Here is a 16,089-nt window from a genome sequence, read left to right on the forward strand (position 1 = left end):
CTGTAGACCTCGTGATCGAGTTTGAGCACGTCACCAAAACCTACCCGCGCACGCACACCCACGCCCTCAAAAACGTCCACTTCAGCATCCAGAAGGGGGAGTTTCTCTACATCACCGGGCACTCGGGGGCGGGTAAGTCCACGCTGCTGTCGCTGATCCTGCGCCGCATCACGCCGACCGAGGGGCGCGTCTTTATCTTGGGCCAAGACCTCAGCCGCCTCCGCCCGAGCCGCTTGCCGCTGCTGCGCCGCCGCATCGGCATGGTGTTTCAAAACCACCGCCTGCTCCCCAACATGAGCGCGCTCGACAACCTCGTCTTCGCCCTACGCGCCACCGGCGAACGCGGCAACCTCGAGCACCGCGCGCTGCTCGCTCTGCGGCAGGTCGCGCTCGCACACAAACGCAAAGCCTACCCGGTCGAGCTCTCGTTGGGCGAGCAGCAGCGCGTCGCCATCGCCCGCGCGATGGTCACCAACCCGCCGCTGCTACTCTGCGACGAACCGACCGGCAACCTCGACCCCGACACGAGTTGGGAGATTTTAGAGCTGCTTAACGACATCAACATCAAGGGCACGACGGTCGTCGTCGCCACGCACGCCAAAGAGCTCGTCGACCAGCTCCGCCGCCGCACCATCGTGCTGCGTAGCGGCCAGATCGTCCGCGACGACGACGCGGGGGGGTACTCGCTCTAACGTCCCGCCGGCCGCCGCTGCGCGTTATGCAGGCGCCTGCACGAGCCCCGCGCCCACGTCGAGGGGGTTAAAACCGGGGGCGAGCGGTTCGTGCGTGGCGCTCGCGATGATCTTGGCGGAGAACGTCGACCACGAAAAGGCGTCTGACCGCTGGAGCGCCTCGGCGTAGAGCGCCGCGACGCCGGCGGCGTGGGGCGCCGCCATGCTGGTGCCCTGCAAGCTCCGCAGACCGCCTCCTGGCCACGCCGAGACGACCCCGACGCCGGGCGCCACGACGCTCGGGCGGGTGTTGGAAAAGGGCGCGACCTCGAGCGCCTCGCTGAGCGCCCCTACCGAGATGGCCCCGTCGGCGGCAGCGGGGGGCGCGGTAAAGATGCGGTAGGGCGGCTCGGAGGGGCGCGCTTTGGCGCCGATGTTGCTCTCGTTACCGGCGGCGGCCACCAAGACGCACGGCGTCTGCAGCTTGCTGCGCGCCTCCATAAGCTCGACGAGCGCGTCGAACATGCGGACGTTCGCGCGGTAGAGCTCGAGCCCCTGCGAGATGGCCGCGAGCTCCGGCAGGCCGCGCAGGCGCAGGTCGAGCACGATGTGCGGAAACGAGATGCCGAGCGACATGGAGATCACGTGCGCCCCCTCGTTGATCGCCCAGGTGAGCCCCTTGACGACCCCTTCGGTAGTCCCGCTCCCGCTTGTCGTAAGCACCTTGCCGACGAGCAGGCGCGCCACCCCCCGCGCCACCCCGATGCGCCCGCCGGCAGTGTCCTGACCGCAGAGGGTACCGGCGCAGTGGGTGCCGTGGCCGTTGCCGTCGCCGTCGCCCTCACCCGTAAAGTCGCGCTCGACGAGCGAGAGCCCGCGGAAGGCCGGGTGCTCCCTGTCGATCCCCGTGTCGAGCACCGCCACCGTCACCCCCGCGCCGTCGTAGGGGCTGACGTCGGCGCGCACCGCCCGGACGCCCCACGTCACGGGGGGCGGCGCCGCGACCGCCTCCCCGTCGGTCAGCGGGCGAATAAGCTGCACCGGTACGACGGGGGCGATGCTCGCCACGTCGGGTTCCCGGCGCAGGGCGTTAAAGTCGGCCGTGCTCAGCGTGTCGATCTCGACGGTGAGGTCGTCGACGCGGGCGTTATCTTTGAGCGCGAAGCTCCCCAAAAAGGGTTCGGCCAGCGCGGCGCGGGGTTTGTCGATGTCCGGCTGCCGCAGGATGATCTGTTTGAACTCGCTGAGTCTCATGGCCCTCCGCTCCCCCCTTGAAACAACCTCGGCAACAACCTCTACGGTGCGGCCGCCGCCCCCTCGGGGGCAAAGACGATCCAGTGCCTAAAGGGCGTCAGGTCGACCACCTCGCCCGCGGCGGTGACGAACTGAAAGCCGCCGGCGGGCGTCCAGCGCCCCGGTACCGCTCTGCCGCGCACGTAGAGCGTCGCCGCGCCCCCTTCATACGGAAGGTAGAGGCGGTCCTCGGGGTCGTTCGGGAAGGGGAAGGCGGTCACCTCCGCGACGACCACCGCGTCGACCACGACGGCGTTGCCGGCGGCGTCGGCGGCGTCCTCCCCCGAGCGCACCCAGCGGTACTGGTCGACCTCGCTTACGTAGCGAAAGCCGCTCGAGTAGACCGCCGAGAAGGCGACCGTGACCTCCGCGGCCTCCGGCGCGTCCGCCGCGGGTTGAAAGACGAGGCCGCTCACGGGGCGACCCGGCAGACGCCCCACGGCGCTGCGCAAGTCGGTGCCGGCGGCGAAGGTGCTGTAGGGCGCGTCGCGGCCCGGCGCTTGGGCGAAGAGCTCACCCTGCGCGAGCGCGTCGACCGTCGGGATCTCCTGCGAGGCGATGCGGCTGACCGTGCTGGGCGCCCCACCGACGTGCACCAGGGTGCCGTTCATCCGCAGCGCCGCCTCGAGGAAGTAGTCGCGGGCGCTGCGGATGGGGCCCACCTGCGCCGGTTCGCCCTGGGTGTAGACGCTCATCAGCCGCGTAAGCCCCCCCTCGACGGGCATCTCGAAGACCGCGGTCGCCTCCTGGAGGCCCATCTGCGGGTAACCGGCGTCGGTGTTGTCGAGCAGCACCGCGAGCGGCTGCAAGAGGGTGGCGTTAAAGGTCTGCGGCGCCTGAGCGCCCGCGGCCTCGGCCCCGTCGGGGGCGGCGGCGGCCCCCTGGGCGCCGGCTTGGGCCGCTTCGTCCGCTTGCGCCTGGGTCGTCGCGGGGGCCGCGCCCGCAGCGGGCTCGGGCGCCTGAGCGGCAGAGGGCGCGACCGCAACGCTCACCTCGGGGAGCTCGAGCGGGAGCGTCTCGGCGAGCACCGCCGACGGCGCGACCGCGAGCGGCCGCTCGGCGGGGAGCGCCACCGAAACCTCGGGCTGGGGCACGGCGGTCGGCAGCGACACGGCAGCGCCCACCGCCGGTTGCGGCAGCGGCGCGGCCTCCGCGACTGTAGCGCTCGCCGCAGGTTGGGGCACGGCGCGCGCGGGCACCTCGGCGGTGACGCTGGGGAGCGGCACGGGGTCGGCCTCCGCGACCGTGGCGCTCACCGCCGGTTGCGGCAGCGCACGCGAGGCGACCGAGACCTGCACCTCCGGCTCGGGGAGCGGGTCGGCGGCGGCGACCTCGGCCGCCGCTGCGGGCTGCGGCACGGCGCGCGAGGCGACCTCGGCGCGCACCTCGGGTTGCGGCACCGCCACCGCCTCGGCGAGTTCGACCTGCGGCGTGGCGGTGATAAGCCGCGCGGGGGCGACGCTCACCTCCGGGTTCGGCCGCGGGAGGTCGATGGCTTCGGCGAGCGGCTGCGGGGCGATCTCCGGGGCGGCGATCTCCGGCAGCGTGGTGCTCGGCGGTCTCGCGGGGAGCTGCGGCAGCGCCTCGGCGAGGCTCGGCGTCGGCGGCTCGGGCGCGACGACCTCGGGCGCCGGGGCGCTCGGAGGGGGTGCAGGGGCGTCGACCGCTTCAGCCGGAGCGGCTGGGGGCGGGGCGGCGGTGCGCTCCGGCAACGCCTCTGAGGCCGCTTCGGGGGCCCGCTCGAGCGCCCCCTCCGGCGGCGTCGGCAGCGCGAGCGTCGCCTCACCCGCGGTCTCGGCGGCGACCTCGGGCCGCGGCGCCTGCGGGGCGGGGGCGTCGACGCTCGGCGCGTCGACCGCCGCGCTCGCCTCCTCGGGGGGGGCGAGCTCGAGCACCACCACGCGCTCGTCCGGGCGCGGCCCCACGTAGAACCAGGTCACCCCGAGGAGCGCCGCGAGGTGCAGCAGCAGCGACAACAGCAGCGCGCGGCGGCGCTCGGGGTCGCGCCAGAGGGGGAGGCGGTCGTCTCGGCGGGCGCGCTTGACGAGGACGCGGTGGCGCGATGGGCGCTGCACGCTTCTCTACTCCCCTCCGGTCGCGATGGCGACGCGTTCGGCGCCCGCCTGACGGATGAGGTCCATCACGCGCACCGAGACCCCGTACTGGATCGTCTGATCGGCGCGCAGCACCACGGTGCGGTCGGGCGCCTCGGCGAGCGCCGCGCGCAGCGCGCTCACGAGGTCGCCCTCGCTCACCTCGGCGCCCGCCAAAAAGATGCGCCCGTCTTGCGTGATGGTCACCGTCGGTACGTCCGCGGTTTGCGCTTGGGTGGTCTGCGCCTGCGGCAGGTCGACCGGCAGCCCCGACTCGAGGGTGATAAAGGTCGTCGAGACCATGAAAAAGATCACCAGCTGAAAGACCACGTCCACCATCGGGGTGAGGTCGAGCCCGGCCCCTTGGGAGAGCGGGCGGGTGCGCCTCAAGCGGCGCATCGGCAGCTCCTAGGCGCGGCGCGCGTCATACGCCCCGTTCGACGACGCTCGCGCGCCGCACCCGCTCGCCGGTCTCGTCGACCGGCACCTCGCGCACCTGCCCCACGCGGCTCCGCACGTCCTCGTACCCGCCCTCGCGCGGGCTCGGTTTGGTCGAGACCGCCTGCGCCACGTTGCCCATGAGCTCCTCGCGGCGGCGCTCGATCTCGAGCAAAATCCCCTCGACGCGGCTCGAGAGGTACGAGTGGCCGATCACCGCCGGGATGGCGACGATAAGCCCCGCGGCGGTCGTGACGAGCGCCTGCCCGATGCCGCCCGCTAACGCCGCCGGGTTGCCGGTGCCCTGCTGCGAAATCTCGGCGAACGCGACGATCATCCCCGTCACCGTCCCCAGAAGCCCCAAGAGCGTGGCGACTTGCGCAATGGTCGCGAGCGGCCTGAGCCCCCGCGTCAGGCGCTGCTCCTCGCCCAAGTACGCCTCCTGAAAGGCCGCTTCGACCGCCGGACGCCCGTAGGGGATGCGCGCCAACGCGGCTTTGAGCACCCGCGCGACGGGGCCGCCGTGGTTGTCGCAGGCGATCATCGCCATCTCGAGGTTGCGCTCGCGCACGGCGCTGTTAACCCGCGCCATGAGCCGGTCGGCGTCGAGGCGCTCTTTGGAGAGTTTAAAGAGGCGTTCGAAAAAGAGGTAGAGCGCGTATAAAGAGACCAGCAAAATGGCGACGAGCACCGGGCCACCACTCAGGAGAAGTTCCATAGTCCTCGCTATCCTAAAAGCTCGCCCGCTAAACCGTATGAGAGGCCGGTGCCGAGCAGAGCGGCCCTGAGCGGCGCCAACGCAGCGGCACCAGCGGCACTAACAGCGGCAGGGCGACGGCAACGTTAAAGAGACCCCCTGCAGGTCGCCGCGTAGAGAGAGCAGCGGGTCTCCCTTGCACCTTAGTGTAGCGCGCTTAAGGGGAGCTTAAGCGGTTTTGTGACCCCTCCGCAGTCTGTAGGTGGTTCGTGGCCTGTGGCTCGTGGCGCACCGACCCGCAACGTGACGCGGTCGTGAACGGGTTAGCCCGTGTTGCGCAACCCCGTCGCCACCCCGAGGAGGCTGATCATCACCGCCTCCTCGAGGCCACCACGCTCCGGCGCCCCCTCGGGAAGCGAGCGCAGGCGCCGCAGCAGCTCGACCTGCACGTAGGAGATGGGGTCGACGTAGGGGTTGCGCAGCTCGATGCCGCGCGCGAGCGTCGGGTCGCTCGCCAACAGGGGCTGCCCCGTCGCCGCCGTCACCCGCTCTACCGAGAGCCGGTACTCGCGCTCGATGAGCGGCCAAAAGCGTTCGCGCAGCGCGTCCGGGACGAGCGTTAAGTAGGCGGTAAAGATCCCCAGGTCGGCCTTTGCGAGACTCATCTGGGCAAAGTCCAAGATGGTGCGAAAAAACGACCACTCCCGGTACATCTCCCGCAAAAGCGCCCCGTCGACGCTCGAGAGCCCCGTGCCGAGCCCGAACCACCCCGGCAAGTTGGCGCGGCACTGCGTCCACGAGAACACCCACGGGATCGCCCGCAAATTGGCGAGCGAGCGCTCCCCCTTGCGCCGCGCGGGGCGCGACCCGATGTTGAGGCGGCTAATCTCCTCAATGGGGGTGACCGTGTGGTAAAAGTCCAGAAAGCCGTCCGCTTCGAGCAGGGCGCGGTAGCGGGCGCGCGCCCCCTCGGCCGCGCGGGTCATGGCCTCGCGGTAACGCACCGGCGGCTCGGGCAGGTCGCCGCGCGCGCCGCGCGCCGACGAGAGGATAAAGGCGTGGGCGAGCTGCTCGAGGTGCCGGTGGGCCAGGTCGGGGTCGGTGTAGCGCTCCGAGAGCGCTTCGCCCTGTTCGGTGAGCCGCATCCGCCCCCCCAGCGTCCCCGGCGGCTGCGCCAAGATGGCGCGCCCCGCCGGCCCCCCCCCGCGGCCGATCGAGGTGCCCCGGCCGTGAAAGAGCCGCAGGGGCACCCCGACCTCGCGGCAGACCGCCGCGACGCGCTCTTGGGCCTCGTAGAGCGCCCAGTTGGCCGCCAGAAAGCCCGCGTCCTTGTTCGAGTCGGAGTAGCCGATCATCACCTCTTGGATGCCGCGCCTCCGGACGTGCTCGAGGTAGACGGGCAGGGCGAAGAGCTCCTGCAGGATGCGGGGCGCGGCGCGCAGATCGGCGAGCGTCTCGAAAAGGGGGGTGACGTCGAGGTCGGGGATGCCCGCCTCTTTGGCGAGCAGCAAGGGCTCCAAAACATCCGACACCCCGGCCGTCATCGAGACGATGTACGAACCCACCGCCGCCGGACCGTAACGGGCGCGCAGACGGCGCAGGACGCGCAAAAAGCCGAGCGCGCGGCCCGTTTCCTCCTCGAGGGGGGCGTCTTCGGGGGCGAGCGGGCGTTTGGAGCGGAGCTCGCGCGCGAGCAGCGCCACGCGCGCCGCCTCGTCTTGCGCCGCGTAGTCGTCGCAGACCCCGGCGTAGCGCAGGAGGTCGGCGACCGCCGCCTCGTGGAGCGACGAGTGCTCGCGCAGGTCGAGCGCGGCGAGGTGCACCCCAAAGGCGGCGGCGCGGTAGCGCACGGGCCGGACGAACGCCTCGGCAACGCGCCCCTCGCCCCCCGCCCAGAGGCTCTCCTCGACCGTCCGCAGGTCCTCTAGGTAGCGCTCGGCGACGCCCGCGGGGAGGTCGCCGCGCCCGAGCGCCTCGTGGGCGCGGCGCAGGTCGGCGTACGTCACGGCCAGTTTGAGGCGGTAGGGCTCCCCGGCGAAGCGGCGCGGCCGCCTGTCGGCGGGGAGCGCCGCGAGCTCGCGCGCGAGCTCGGGGCTGATGCGGGTGCGCCCGCCCCACTGCGAGAGCCGCTGCACCAACCCGTCGAGGTCGGCGAGGTGCTGCCCGAAGGCCACCTCGGACTGGAGCGCGTAGGCCTCCTCGGTGACCTCGGGGGTGACGAAGGGGTTGCCGTCGCGGTCGCCGCCGATCCACGAACGAAAGCGCACCACGGGCGGCAGGGGCGCCTCGCCGCGCGCGCAGCCGTAGAGGCTCTCCAGAGCGTCCTCGAGGTCTTGCATAAGCTGCGGCACGGCGCTCAGCAGCGAGCGCTGAAAGTAGTAGAGCGCCGCCTTGACCTCGTCGGTCACCGAGGGCTTTTCGGAGGTGAGCTCGCGGGTACGCCAGAGCGACGCGACCTCGGCGGCGAGCTCCCCCTCCAAACGCCGCCGCGCCTGCGGCGAGAGCTCGAGCTCGGTGCGCGCGCGCAGCCGCGAGGCGATGCGCTCGAGCTTGAGCCGCACCGTGTAGCGTTTGACCTCGGTGGGGTGCGCCGTCAGGGTCGGTTGGATGTCGAGCCCCTCGATAAAGCGCCGCACCTCCGAGGCCGACCAGCCGTCGTCGCGCAGCGCCTTGACGGCCGCCGCCACCGACTCGCGGCGCGGCGCCTCGGGGGTCGCCTGCGCCTCGCGGAGGCGGTTGACGCGCACGCGGTGGACCTCCTCGGCGAGGTTGATCAGCTGAAAGTAGACGCTAAAGGCGCGCAGGAGCCGCTCGGCGTCCTCGGTGGTGAGGCTTTTAAGCAGGCCGCCGAGGTCGCGCCCCAGCTCGCGCCGCCGCGCCGCGTCCTCGGGTGCGGCGCGCAGCGCTTTGGTGAGCGCCCGCACCCGTTCGACGAGCCCGAAAAAGGCCTCGCCCTCGAGCTCTTTGAGGCACTCCCCGAGGGTGCGCCCCAAGTAGTCCACGTCGGCGCGAAGGGCGCGAAAGGCGTCGTCGGCGTCCGCGGGGGCGCCGCTTGGGGGTTGCAGCGGGGGGCGGAGTTCGGTGTCAAGGTCGGCCATACCCACCTCGGTTTCAGCGGGGCCGTGCCCGCAACCAGCGCGGTCGCCCCGGAGAGTAGCGCGGCAGATGTCGCGGGCGGCGCCGACAGCCCTTGGGAGCAGCTCTGGACTGGGCGGCGCCCTCCTTTAGCTTATAACGGGTGCGGCCCCAGCCTTCAAAACGCCCCCCTACGCGGCGCCGTCCGGCTCCGCCCACTGAATCCGCGCGACGCTCTTGGCGCGGCCGCCGGCGAGTTCGAGCGCCACCGCGCAGACCGTAGCGGGCCCCTCGGCCGGTTTGTAGCGTTTGGGGAGCCCCGTCACGAAGCGGTAGATGACCTCGTCGAAGCGCATCCCAATGGCCGAGTCCTGCACCCCGGTCATGCCCACGTCGGTGAGGTAGGCGGTGCCGCGCTTAATCAGCTCGTCGGCGGTCTGCACGTGGGTGTGGGTGCCGAGCGCCGCCGCCACCCGCCCCGCGAGAAACTCCCCCAGGGCGCGCTTTTCGGAGGTCGCTTCGGCGTGCAGGTCGACGATCACCGTGCTCGCCTCGGGCAGCTCGGTCAAGAGCGCGTCCAGGGCCCGAAAGGGGCAGTCGAGTGCCGGCAGGAAGATGCGGCCCATGACCTGCACGACCGTGACCCGCTCGCCGGTGCGCGCCTCGAGGGTGGTGTAGCCGAGCCCCGGCGCCCCGGGGGGGTAGTTCAGGGGGCGGATGAGGCGGGGGGTCTCTTCGAGCAGCTCAAAGGCGTCTTTCGCGTCCCACGTGTGGTTGCCGAGCGTCACCACGTCGACCCCGGCCTCTAAAAGCTCGTGGAGGTGCTTGCGGGTGATCCCGAAGCCGCCCGCGACGTTTTCACCGTTGGCGATGACGAAGTCGTAGTCCTCACCGAAGCGCTTGAGGAAAGCTTTGGCGGCCCGCAACCCCGGGGTGCTAAAGATGTCGCCGATGTAGAGGACGCGCACGCCTCAGGCTACCACGCGGCCCGCGCGGCCTAGCCGCCCCGTTCGGCCGCGACCGCCTCGCGCCAGAAGGCGTCGTCCCAACCGAGGGTGAGGCGCGAGCCGCTGCGAACCAGCGGCTGCACCATGAGCGCGGGCTCACCGAGCAGGTACTGCAAGAGCGCCGCGTCATCCAGGCGCCGGTACTCGAGCCCCGAACGCTCGTAGGCGCGGCTCTGGGTGTTGATGAGCGCCCGCACCCCGAAGCGCTCCACGAAGCGTTTAAGCTCCCCCGGGGCGGTCTTTCTGGCACTGAGGTCGATAAACTGCGGCGACAGCCCCCGCTCTTTAAAAAAGCGCAGCGCTTTTTTCGTGTCCTGCGACTTTTGCGTTCCAAAAATCTGCACGTTCACCCGTTTACTTTACGCCGTTTGCCGCGCTATTCCGTTGCGCGGCTTTGCCCCTCCCGGGCGGCGCGCTCCGCTTAAAGCCCCGAAGCGTGGAGTTGCCGAAAGCGTCACATCGGCGCTACGCGGGAGGTGGTGTGAAGAATCTAGAGGAGCGCGGGGCGCGCGCGCTGCTAAAGTAACGCGGCATGGACGCGCAGCGCGGGCACTACGGGAGGGACAGACCCTGCAGGAGGACGCACCTTGCCTAGACGCCTCTGGCTTAGCGTCGTCGTTCCCGTCGCCTTGGCGCTTTTGACCTCGTTCGCGGTCTACCGGATGCTCCTAACGCACACGCGCTCGCTGCAGCAAGTGTCGGACACGCGGGTGATCGAGAGCGACCTCAACGCCCTGATGCGCGTCGTCGTCGACGCCGAGACGGGCGAACGCGGTTTTATCATCACCGGCAACGAGTCGTTTTTGACGCCCTACACCACGAGCACGCGCGACTTCGGCACGGTGCTCTCCCGCCTGCGGCGGCAGCTGCCGGAGCAGGGGGCGGTGCTCAGCGAGATCGACGCGCTCTTCGAGAGCTGGCGCCGCGAGGTTGCCGAGGTCGCTATCCGCGCGCGGCGCCGCACGCCGGTCGGCTTGGCGAGCAGCTTAGACGCGGCCAGCGACGCCTTTTCGGCGGCGCGCGCCGTCGAGCTGCGCGTGCGCCTTACGGGTGACCAGACGCTCCTGACGCGCCTCACGAGCTTTCTCGACGAGTCGGAGCGCGCGCTTACGCGCGCGCAAGAGCTCGACCACACGGGGCAGCGCCGGGCCGCGCTGCAGAGCGCCCAAGCGGCGCTCGAGCGTTACCGGAGCCAGCTCGGTCCGGATCTTGGCGCCAACGCGGCCGCCCGCGACGAGACGGCGCCCGCGCTGCGCGACGCGCTGATGGCGCTCGCGCGCGAGGCGACGGCGACCGAAGCGCAGATCGCCCAACTCATCCAGACGGGCGCGGGCAAAGAGCGCATCGACCGGATTCGTCTGCTCGTCGACCGCACGCTCGGGGAGGCCGAACGCCGGCTCGAGCGCGACCTGTTGCTGAGCGACCTGAGCAGCCGGCGCGCCCAGACGCTCGCCCTTGTCGGGCCGCTGTTTGCCGCCTTTATCAGCTTCTACGCGACGCTCCAGGGGCAGCGCCGCCTCAAGGCGTCGGTACACCAACTCGCGGCCGTCGCCAAAGAGGTCGCGAGCGGCCAGCTCGGCAAACGCCTGACGCTCGCACCGGGGGACGACCTGGGCGGCCTAGCGGCCGACTTTAACCGCATGGCCGAGAGCCTCGCCGAGCGCGAGCGGCAGACGACCCTCCTCGTCGAACTTAGCAGCGCGCTGCAGACGTGTCTTACGGCCGAGGAGGCCTACCGCGTGAGCGAGCGCTACGCCGCTAGCTTGTTCGCCGGGCTCTCGGGCACCCTCTACGTGCTTCGCGCCTCGCGCAACCTGATGGCGTGCGTCGCGCACTGGGGCGAGCCTCACGAGGGGGGCGCGCTCCCCCCCGAGGCGTGTTGGGCCTTCCGGCGCGGCCGCGCGCAGCAGACGGGGCGGGGCCGCGCCGAGATGCCCTGCGCGCATCTACCGACGCCCGCTCCCGCCGAAGCGCTCTGCTTACCGCTTATTAGCCAAGACGAGACGCTCGGCGTCCTCTCGCTCTACACCCCCTCCGCGCACGACGCCCGCTTGGGGGATCACACCGTGCAGCGCGTCGCCAGCGCCGTCGCCGAGGCGCTCGCGCTCACGCTCTCTAACCTCAAGCTGCGCGAACGCCTCCGCCAACAGTCGGTGCGCGACCCGCTGACGGGCCTTTTCAACCGGCGGCACCTCGAGGAGGCTTTAGAGCTCGAGCTGCACCGCGCCGAGCGCCGCCGGGAACCCTTGAGCGTGGTGATGTTCGACGTCGACCACTTCAAGCGCTTTAACGACACCTACGGCCACGACGCCGGCGACGCCGTGCTGCGCAGCGTGAGCGCCCTCGTCACGCGCCACATCCGCGCGGGCGACCTGCCCTGCCGCTTCGGCGGGGAGGAGTTTCTGCTCGTGCAACCGGGGCTCGGCGCCCCGCACGCCTGGGAGCGCGCCGAGAGCCTGCGCGCAGCCGTGCAAGCGCTGGCGCTCGAGCACGCGGGGCGCGCCCTCGGGCGCGTCAGCATCTCGGTCGGCGTCGCCACCTATCCGGACCACGCCGCGAGCGCCGAGGCGCTCGTGCGGGCCGCCGACGAGGCGCTCTACCGCGCCAAACGCGCCGGCCGCAACCGCACCGTGCTCGCTGCTCTCGAGGGGGGGGCGCCACCCGTCGCCGCCCTCCCCGAAGCGCGCACCTAACGCCGCCAGCCGGTGCGGCGGGGGCCGCCCGCCGAGGCCGTTACAATGGGGCGATGTTCGATTCGGTCGACCAACAGATCCTGCGCATCCTGCGCGAACAGGGGCGCGCGAGCCACGCGCGGATCGCCAAAGCGGTCGGGTTGTCCGCGCCCGCCGTGGGCGAACGCATCCGCAAGCTCGAGCAGGCCGGGGTGATCACCGGCTACCGCGCGGTGCTCAGCCCCGAAGCGTTGGGGCTCGGCATCTGCGCCTTCGTCTCCATCGCGCCGCAGCCGCGCAACCCCGGCGCCAACCTCGTCGAGACCCTGAGCACGCTCCCCGAGATCGAGGAGCTGCACGCGGTCGCCGGTCCGTACGGTTACATCGCCAAGGTGCGCGTCACCACCCCCGAGGCGCTCGACGCCTTTTTAGACCGGCTCTGGGTCCTCGACGGGGTCGAACGCACGGAGACCACGATGGTCCTGCGCACGAGCGTCGAGCGCCCCATGTACCTGCCTTTTAACGACGAGGCGCCGAGCGCGTGAGCGACGCCGTCCGCCCGCTGCGCGAAAGGGAGCTCGAACAGCTCCTCGCCATCCGGCAGATCGCCTTTCTCGACCGCGCGACGGTCGACGACCCTGAGACCCGCGCGCGGCACCTCGCGCGCCTCCCCTACACCTGGGGCCACTTCGTCGGCGAAGCGCTCGCGAGCGCCGCCGTGATGTACCCGTTCGAGGCGTTCGTGGCGGGCGCGCGCGTCCCGGTCGGCGGGCTCGCAGCCGTTCTCAGCGCTCCCGAACACCGCCGCCGCGGCGGGGTCCGGAAGCTCCTCGCGCGGCTTCTCGCGGAGCTGCAGCGCGCCGGCGTGGGGTGGTGCCTCGAGTACCCCTTCGACAGCCGCTTCTACGCCCGCTACGGCTTCGCGAGCGTGCCGAGTGGCGCCGCGCTCAAGGTCCCCAGCGAGCGGCTCTACCGCGGGGCCGCCCCCGCGGGGGCGCGCCGCGTCGGCGCCGAGGCCGCGCCCCAGCTAGCGGAGATCTACGCCGCGTGGGCCGCGTCTTACACCTTCGCGCTCGTCCGCGGGGGGCGCGCCGAGGCCGCGCGCGCCAGTTGGCCGCGCCTCCTCGAGGCGCCGCGCTTTAGCTACCTCCTCGAAGACGCCTACTGCGTGCTCGAGCTGACCGAAGCGGAGGGCGAGCAGACGCTCACCGTCCACGACTACGCCTACCGCAGCCCGGCGGGTTACGACGCGCTCTGGCGCTTTATCGGGTCGTTTCACGGTCAGGTGCGCTGGGTGCGCGTGCAGCTCGCCGACGACGACCCCCTGCTGCTCGAGCTGCAACCCTACGGCACGGGCGCCCTGCCACCCCTGCAGGCGCGCCTCGTGGACGTGCCGCGGGCGCTCGCGGCGTTTTCGAGCCCGCACTCCACGCGCTTTGTCCTCCGCGTCGAGGACGCATTTTGTCCGTGGAACGCCCGCACCTTTGGCGTTGAGCTCGGCCCCGAGGTGGCGCTCACCCCGACCGCCGCCCTGCCCGACCTCACCCTCGACGTCGCGACGCTGGCGCAGCTCGTCTCCGGCGCGCTGAGCGCTTCGGCGGCGGCGCGGACGGGCGCCGTGCGGGGTGACCTGAGGGCGGCCCGCGCGCTCGCTGCGCTCGCGGGCGAGCACCGCCCCTTTATGCCCGTCGCCGACTTTTTCTAGCACGGAGGTGCTGTTGCCTCGTCCGCAGCTTCCGCCACGACCGTTTTGGCGGGGTAGGTAGCCCGTGGTTCGTGGCCTGTAGTTTGTGGCCTGTAGTTTGTGGCCTGTGGCTCGTGGTCCACAGGCCAGGCGACGCGCTCGCTGGACGCTAGTCTGAAGCTAGACGGCATGGCGCACGACGGTCGAGGGCTAGTGGACAGCACCGGGCCAGCCACCTTTTCACACCAGCGCACCGACTGCACGCACCCTCTGGAAGGAAGCCGTAGAGCGCGCCGCCCTACTCGGCGAGCGCCACCCACCCCTGCGCCCACATCCCCCGACCCGCCGCGCGCGCCTCCCGCGCGGCGGCCACGTACTCGTCGGCGAACTCGACGTTCGGCGGGATCGTCAGGGGGTCGGCCCAACCCGCGCGGACGAGCTCCAAGTTGACCTGGGTAAAGCGCTCGCCGCCAACCTCCCACGCACCTTCCGGGTCGCGCACGTAGAGGTAGGCCAACAGCCGCCCGTAGCGGTCGCGCTCGCGCGTCCCGGGTTGGACGTAGACCTCACCGCCGGCGAGCAGACGCTCGGTAAAGGCGCTCGCCTGCTCCCCGAGCGCCTGAATCTCGTCCGCGCTCAGCGGCGAGCTCTCGGCGTCGCGCGTCAGCTTGGCGCCGCGGTGCTTTTCGGGGGTGTCGACCCCGATAAGCCGCACGTTCTCCTCCTGACCGTCGAGGGAGATGCGCACCGTGTCGCCGTCGGAGACGCGGACGACCTCGGCGGGCCCCATGAGCCCCTCGACCTGCGGCCCCGCGCCGACAAGCTCACTCAAGTAGGCTGCGAGGTCGCCCAAAACCGGCACCCGCTCGCCGAAAAGCGTCGCCGCACCGACTGCGACGAGCACCAAAAGGGCCAGCAGCGGGCTGACGGTGCGGCGGCCCTGTGAGGTGCGGCGGCCTTGCGGGGTGCGTCGGCCGCGCTGGGGGCTACCGGGCACCGCCCACCCCCTCGAGCCCCGGCGACGGGTCTCGGGCGCTGCGCCGCTGGCGGGGAGGGTCGAACCAGCCGGGGCGCTGAGGCGCCCCGGCACCGAAACGGGGGTGAAGCTGCACCATGTCCGTCAGTATAGACGGGTTGGCGCTGTAGACGTAGCACCCACCTCGGTAGCACCCACCTCGGGGTGCGCCGCGCTGCGAGTTGCTACCATGCAACGATGAGCGCACCGCACCCCAAGGGTTCGTTTCGCAGCCAGATCAGCGTGCGCGAGGCCATCGCCGTCTTGCAAACGCACGCCCCGACGCTGGGCGCCGAGACCGTGCCCCTCACTGCGGCGGCCGACAGGGTCCTCGCGGAGGACCTCGCCAGCCGCGTCGACCACCCGAGCTGCGACAACTCGGCCTTAGACGGCTACGCCTGCCGCGCGGCGGACACGCTGGGCGCGAGCGCGGACGCGCCGGTGACGCTCAGGCTCGTCGGCGACGTACCCGCGGGCAGCGTCTTCGACGGTACCGTCGGCCCCGGCGAGGCGGTCGGCATCTACACGGGCGCGCCGCTGCCTAGAGGCGCCGACGCGATCATCGGCGTGGAGTTTACCCGAGCGCTCGGCGGCGAGGTCGCCCTGACCAAACCCGCCAGCGGCGACGACGTCCGCCCCAGAGCGCAGGACCTCAGAGCGGGCGAGGTGTACTTAAAGCGCGGCCAAAAGCTCTCCCCGGCGGCGCTCGGGGTCGCCGCGGCGATGGGTTACGCCGAGCTGCCCGTGGTCCAAAAGCCCAAGGTCGGCATTCTCGCGACGGGCGATGAGGTCGTCGAACCGGGCCGGCCCATCCGCGAGGGGCAGGTCTACAACGCCAACGGCTACGCGCTCGCCGCCCTCGTCGCGCGCGCGGGCGGCGAGGCGGTGCTGCTGCCGCACGTCCGCGACGACCTCGGGGCGTTAGAGGCCGCGCTCGGCCGCCTCGAGCTCGACTTGCTGCTCACCTCCGGCGGCGTCTCGATGGGACGCTACGACCTCGTGCGCGACCTCCTCTTCGAGCGGGGCCGGGTGCACTTCTGGAAAGTCGCCATGAAACCGGGCGGCCCCGCCTTGTTCGGGCACTACGGCGAGCTGCCGGTCCTGGGGCTGCCGGGCAACCCGGTGTCGAGCCTCGTCGTCTTCGAGCTTTTGGGCCGCGCGTGGCTGCAGCGCGCCCTCGGCAGCCTCTCGCGGCTGCCCTACGACGCGCGCGTCACGGGGGTCGCCGAAACGCCCTTTAGGGGCTCTGGTTTCAAAGAGACCTTCGCCAGGGCGACGCTCACCTTTGAGAACGGGGGCTACCGCGCGCGCAGCACCGGCAACCAGAGTTCGGGGGTGCTGCGCTCGCTGCTCGTCGCCGACGCGCTCGCGGTGGTGCCGCCTCACACCGACATCCTTGCGGGGGAGCGGCTCGAGCTCATCATGCTCTAGCTCGCTAGCGGTT

13 protein-coding genes are annotated in these 16,089 nt (G+C 71.6%); 5 read left to right on the top strand and 8 right to left on the bottom strand.

Annotated elements, in window-relative coordinates:
* Window positions 1-11 precede the first annotated feature (11 nt).
* Window positions 12-692: a cell division ATP-binding protein FtsE gene (gene ftsE, locus TRAD_RS11850; protein WP_013178851.1), complete on the top strand. Its 681-nt coding sequence runs from the start codon at window positions 12-14 to the stop codon at window positions 690-692.
* A 24-nt stretch (window positions 693-716) separates the two neighbouring features.
* Here the strand turns inward: ftsE and TRAD_RS11855 are convergent, their stop codons facing one another.
* From TRAD_RS11855 to TRAD_RS11885, 7 genes are all read right to left on the bottom strand, one after another.
* Window positions 717-1,925: a S8 family peptidase gene (locus TRAD_RS11855; RefSeq protein WP_013178852.1), complete on the bottom strand. Its 1,209-nt coding sequence runs from the start codon at window positions 1,923-1,925 to the stop codon at window positions 717-719.
* Between the two features lie 41 nt (window positions 1,926-1,966).
* Window positions 1,967-4,039: a DUF3048 N-terminal domain-containing protein gene (locus TRAD_RS15390; protein ID WP_013178853.1), complete on the bottom strand. Its 2,073-nt coding sequence runs from the start codon at window positions 4,037-4,039 to the stop codon at window positions 1,967-1,969.
* Window positions 4,040-4,045: 6 nt separating this feature from the next.
* Entirely contained in the window at window positions 4,046-4,456 is a 411-nt protein-coding gene (locus TRAD_RS11865; RefSeq protein ID WP_013178854.1) for an ExbD/TolR family protein, read from the bottom strand.
* A 25-nt stretch (window positions 4,457-4,481) separates the two neighbouring features.
* Window positions 4,482-5,213 (bottom strand): MotA/TolQ/ExbB proton channel family protein, encoded by a 732-nt coding sequence (locus TRAD_RS11870; protein WP_013178855.1) that lies wholly within the window; start codon window positions 5,211-5,213, stop codon window positions 4,482-4,484.
* A 302-nt stretch (window positions 5,214-5,515) separates the two neighbouring features.
* A complete protein-coding gene (ppc, locus tag TRAD_RS11875) occupies window positions 5,516-8,290 on the bottom strand; it encodes a phosphoenolpyruvate carboxylase (RefSeq protein ID WP_013178856.1) in 2,775 nt (924 codons plus the stop codon).
* A gap of 168 nt (window positions 8,291-8,458) precedes the next feature.
* Window positions 8,459-9,235: a TIGR00282 family metallophosphoesterase gene (locus TRAD_RS11880; protein WP_013178857.1), complete on the bottom strand. Its 777-nt coding sequence runs from the start codon at window positions 9,233-9,235 to the stop codon at window positions 8,459-8,461.
* A 29-nt stretch (window positions 9,236-9,264) separates the two neighbouring features.
* Window positions 9,265-9,624: an arsenate reductase family protein gene (locus tag TRAD_RS11885; RefSeq protein WP_013178858.1), complete on the bottom strand. Its 360-nt coding sequence runs from the start codon at window positions 9,622-9,624 to the stop codon at window positions 9,265-9,267.
* 237 nt (window positions 9,625-9,861) lie between these two features.
* Between TRAD_RS11885 and TRAD_RS15395 the strand changes: the two genes are divergently transcribed.
* From TRAD_RS15395 to TRAD_RS11900, 3 genes are read left to right on the top strand one after another with little or no spacing between them, the layout of a single operon-like run.
* Window positions 9,862-11,967 carry a diguanylate cyclase gene (locus TRAD_RS15395; protein ID WP_013178859.1) on the top strand — a complete coding sequence of 702 codons (2,106 nt, stop codon included), beginning with the start codon at window positions 9,862-9,864 and terminating at the stop codon, window positions 11,965-11,967.
* 53 nt (window positions 11,968-12,020) lie between these two features.
* Entirely contained in the window at window positions 12,021-12,491 is a 471-nt protein-coding gene (locus tag TRAD_RS11895) for an Lrp/AsnC family transcriptional regulator (protein WP_013178860.1), read from the top strand.
* Window positions 12,488-13,651 (top strand): GNAT family N-acetyltransferase, encoded by a 1,164-nt coding sequence (locus tag TRAD_RS11900; RefSeq protein ID WP_013178861.1) that lies wholly within the window; start codon window positions 12,488-12,490, stop codon window positions 13,649-13,651. Before TRAD_RS11895 ends, TRAD_RS11900 begins: the two co-directional genes overlap by 4 nt.
* Window positions 13,652-13,928: 277 nt before the next feature.
* Here the strand turns inward: TRAD_RS11900 and TRAD_RS16105 are convergent, their stop codons facing one another.
* The gene (locus TRAD_RS16105; protein WP_013178862.1) at window positions 13,929-14,627 is read right to left on the bottom strand and encodes a thermonuclease family protein; all 699 of its coding nucleotides are present in this window, start codon (window positions 14,625-14,627) and stop codon (window positions 13,929-13,931) included.
* Between the two features lie 216 nt (window positions 14,628-14,843).
* On the opposite strand from TRAD_RS16105, the gene TRAD_RS11910 reads away from it, so the two are divergent.
* Entirely contained in the window at window positions 14,844-16,076 is a 1,233-nt protein-coding gene (locus tag TRAD_RS11910) for a molybdopterin molybdotransferase MoeA (RefSeq protein WP_013178863.1), read from the top strand.
* Window positions 16,077-16,089 lie beyond the last annotated feature (13 nt).

It is taken from the genome of Truepera radiovictrix DSM 17093, assembly GCF_000092425.1.
In the GTDB taxonomy this organism is placed as follows: domain Bacteria; phylum Deinococcota; class Deinococci; order Deinococcales; family Trueperaceae; genus Truepera; species Truepera radiovictrix.

Coding starts and splice junctions, on each gene's coding strand:
- TRAD_RS11855 (WP_013178852.1), bottom strand. CDS start 1,925: ATGAGACTCAGCGAGTTCAAACAGATCATCCTGCGGCAGCCGGACATC.
- ppc (WP_013178856.1), bottom strand. CDS start 8,290: ATGGCCGACCTTGACACCGAACTCCGCCCCCCGCTGCAACCCCCAAGC.
- TRAD_RS11910 (WP_013178863.1), top strand. CDS start 14,844: ATGAGCGCACCGCACCCCAAGGGTTCGTTTCGCAGCCAGATCAGCGTG.
- TRAD_RS11895 (WP_013178860.1), top strand. CDS start 12,021: ATGTTCGATTCGGTCGACCAACAGATCCTGCGCATCCTGCGCGAACAG.
- TRAD_RS11865 (WP_013178854.1), bottom strand. CDS start 4,456: ATGCGCCGCTTGAGGCGCACCCGCCCGCTCTCCCAAGGGGCCGGGCTC.
- TRAD_RS11870 (WP_013178855.1), bottom strand. CDS start 5,213: ATGGAACTTCTCCTGAGTGGTGGCCCGGTGCTCGTCGCCATTTTGCTG.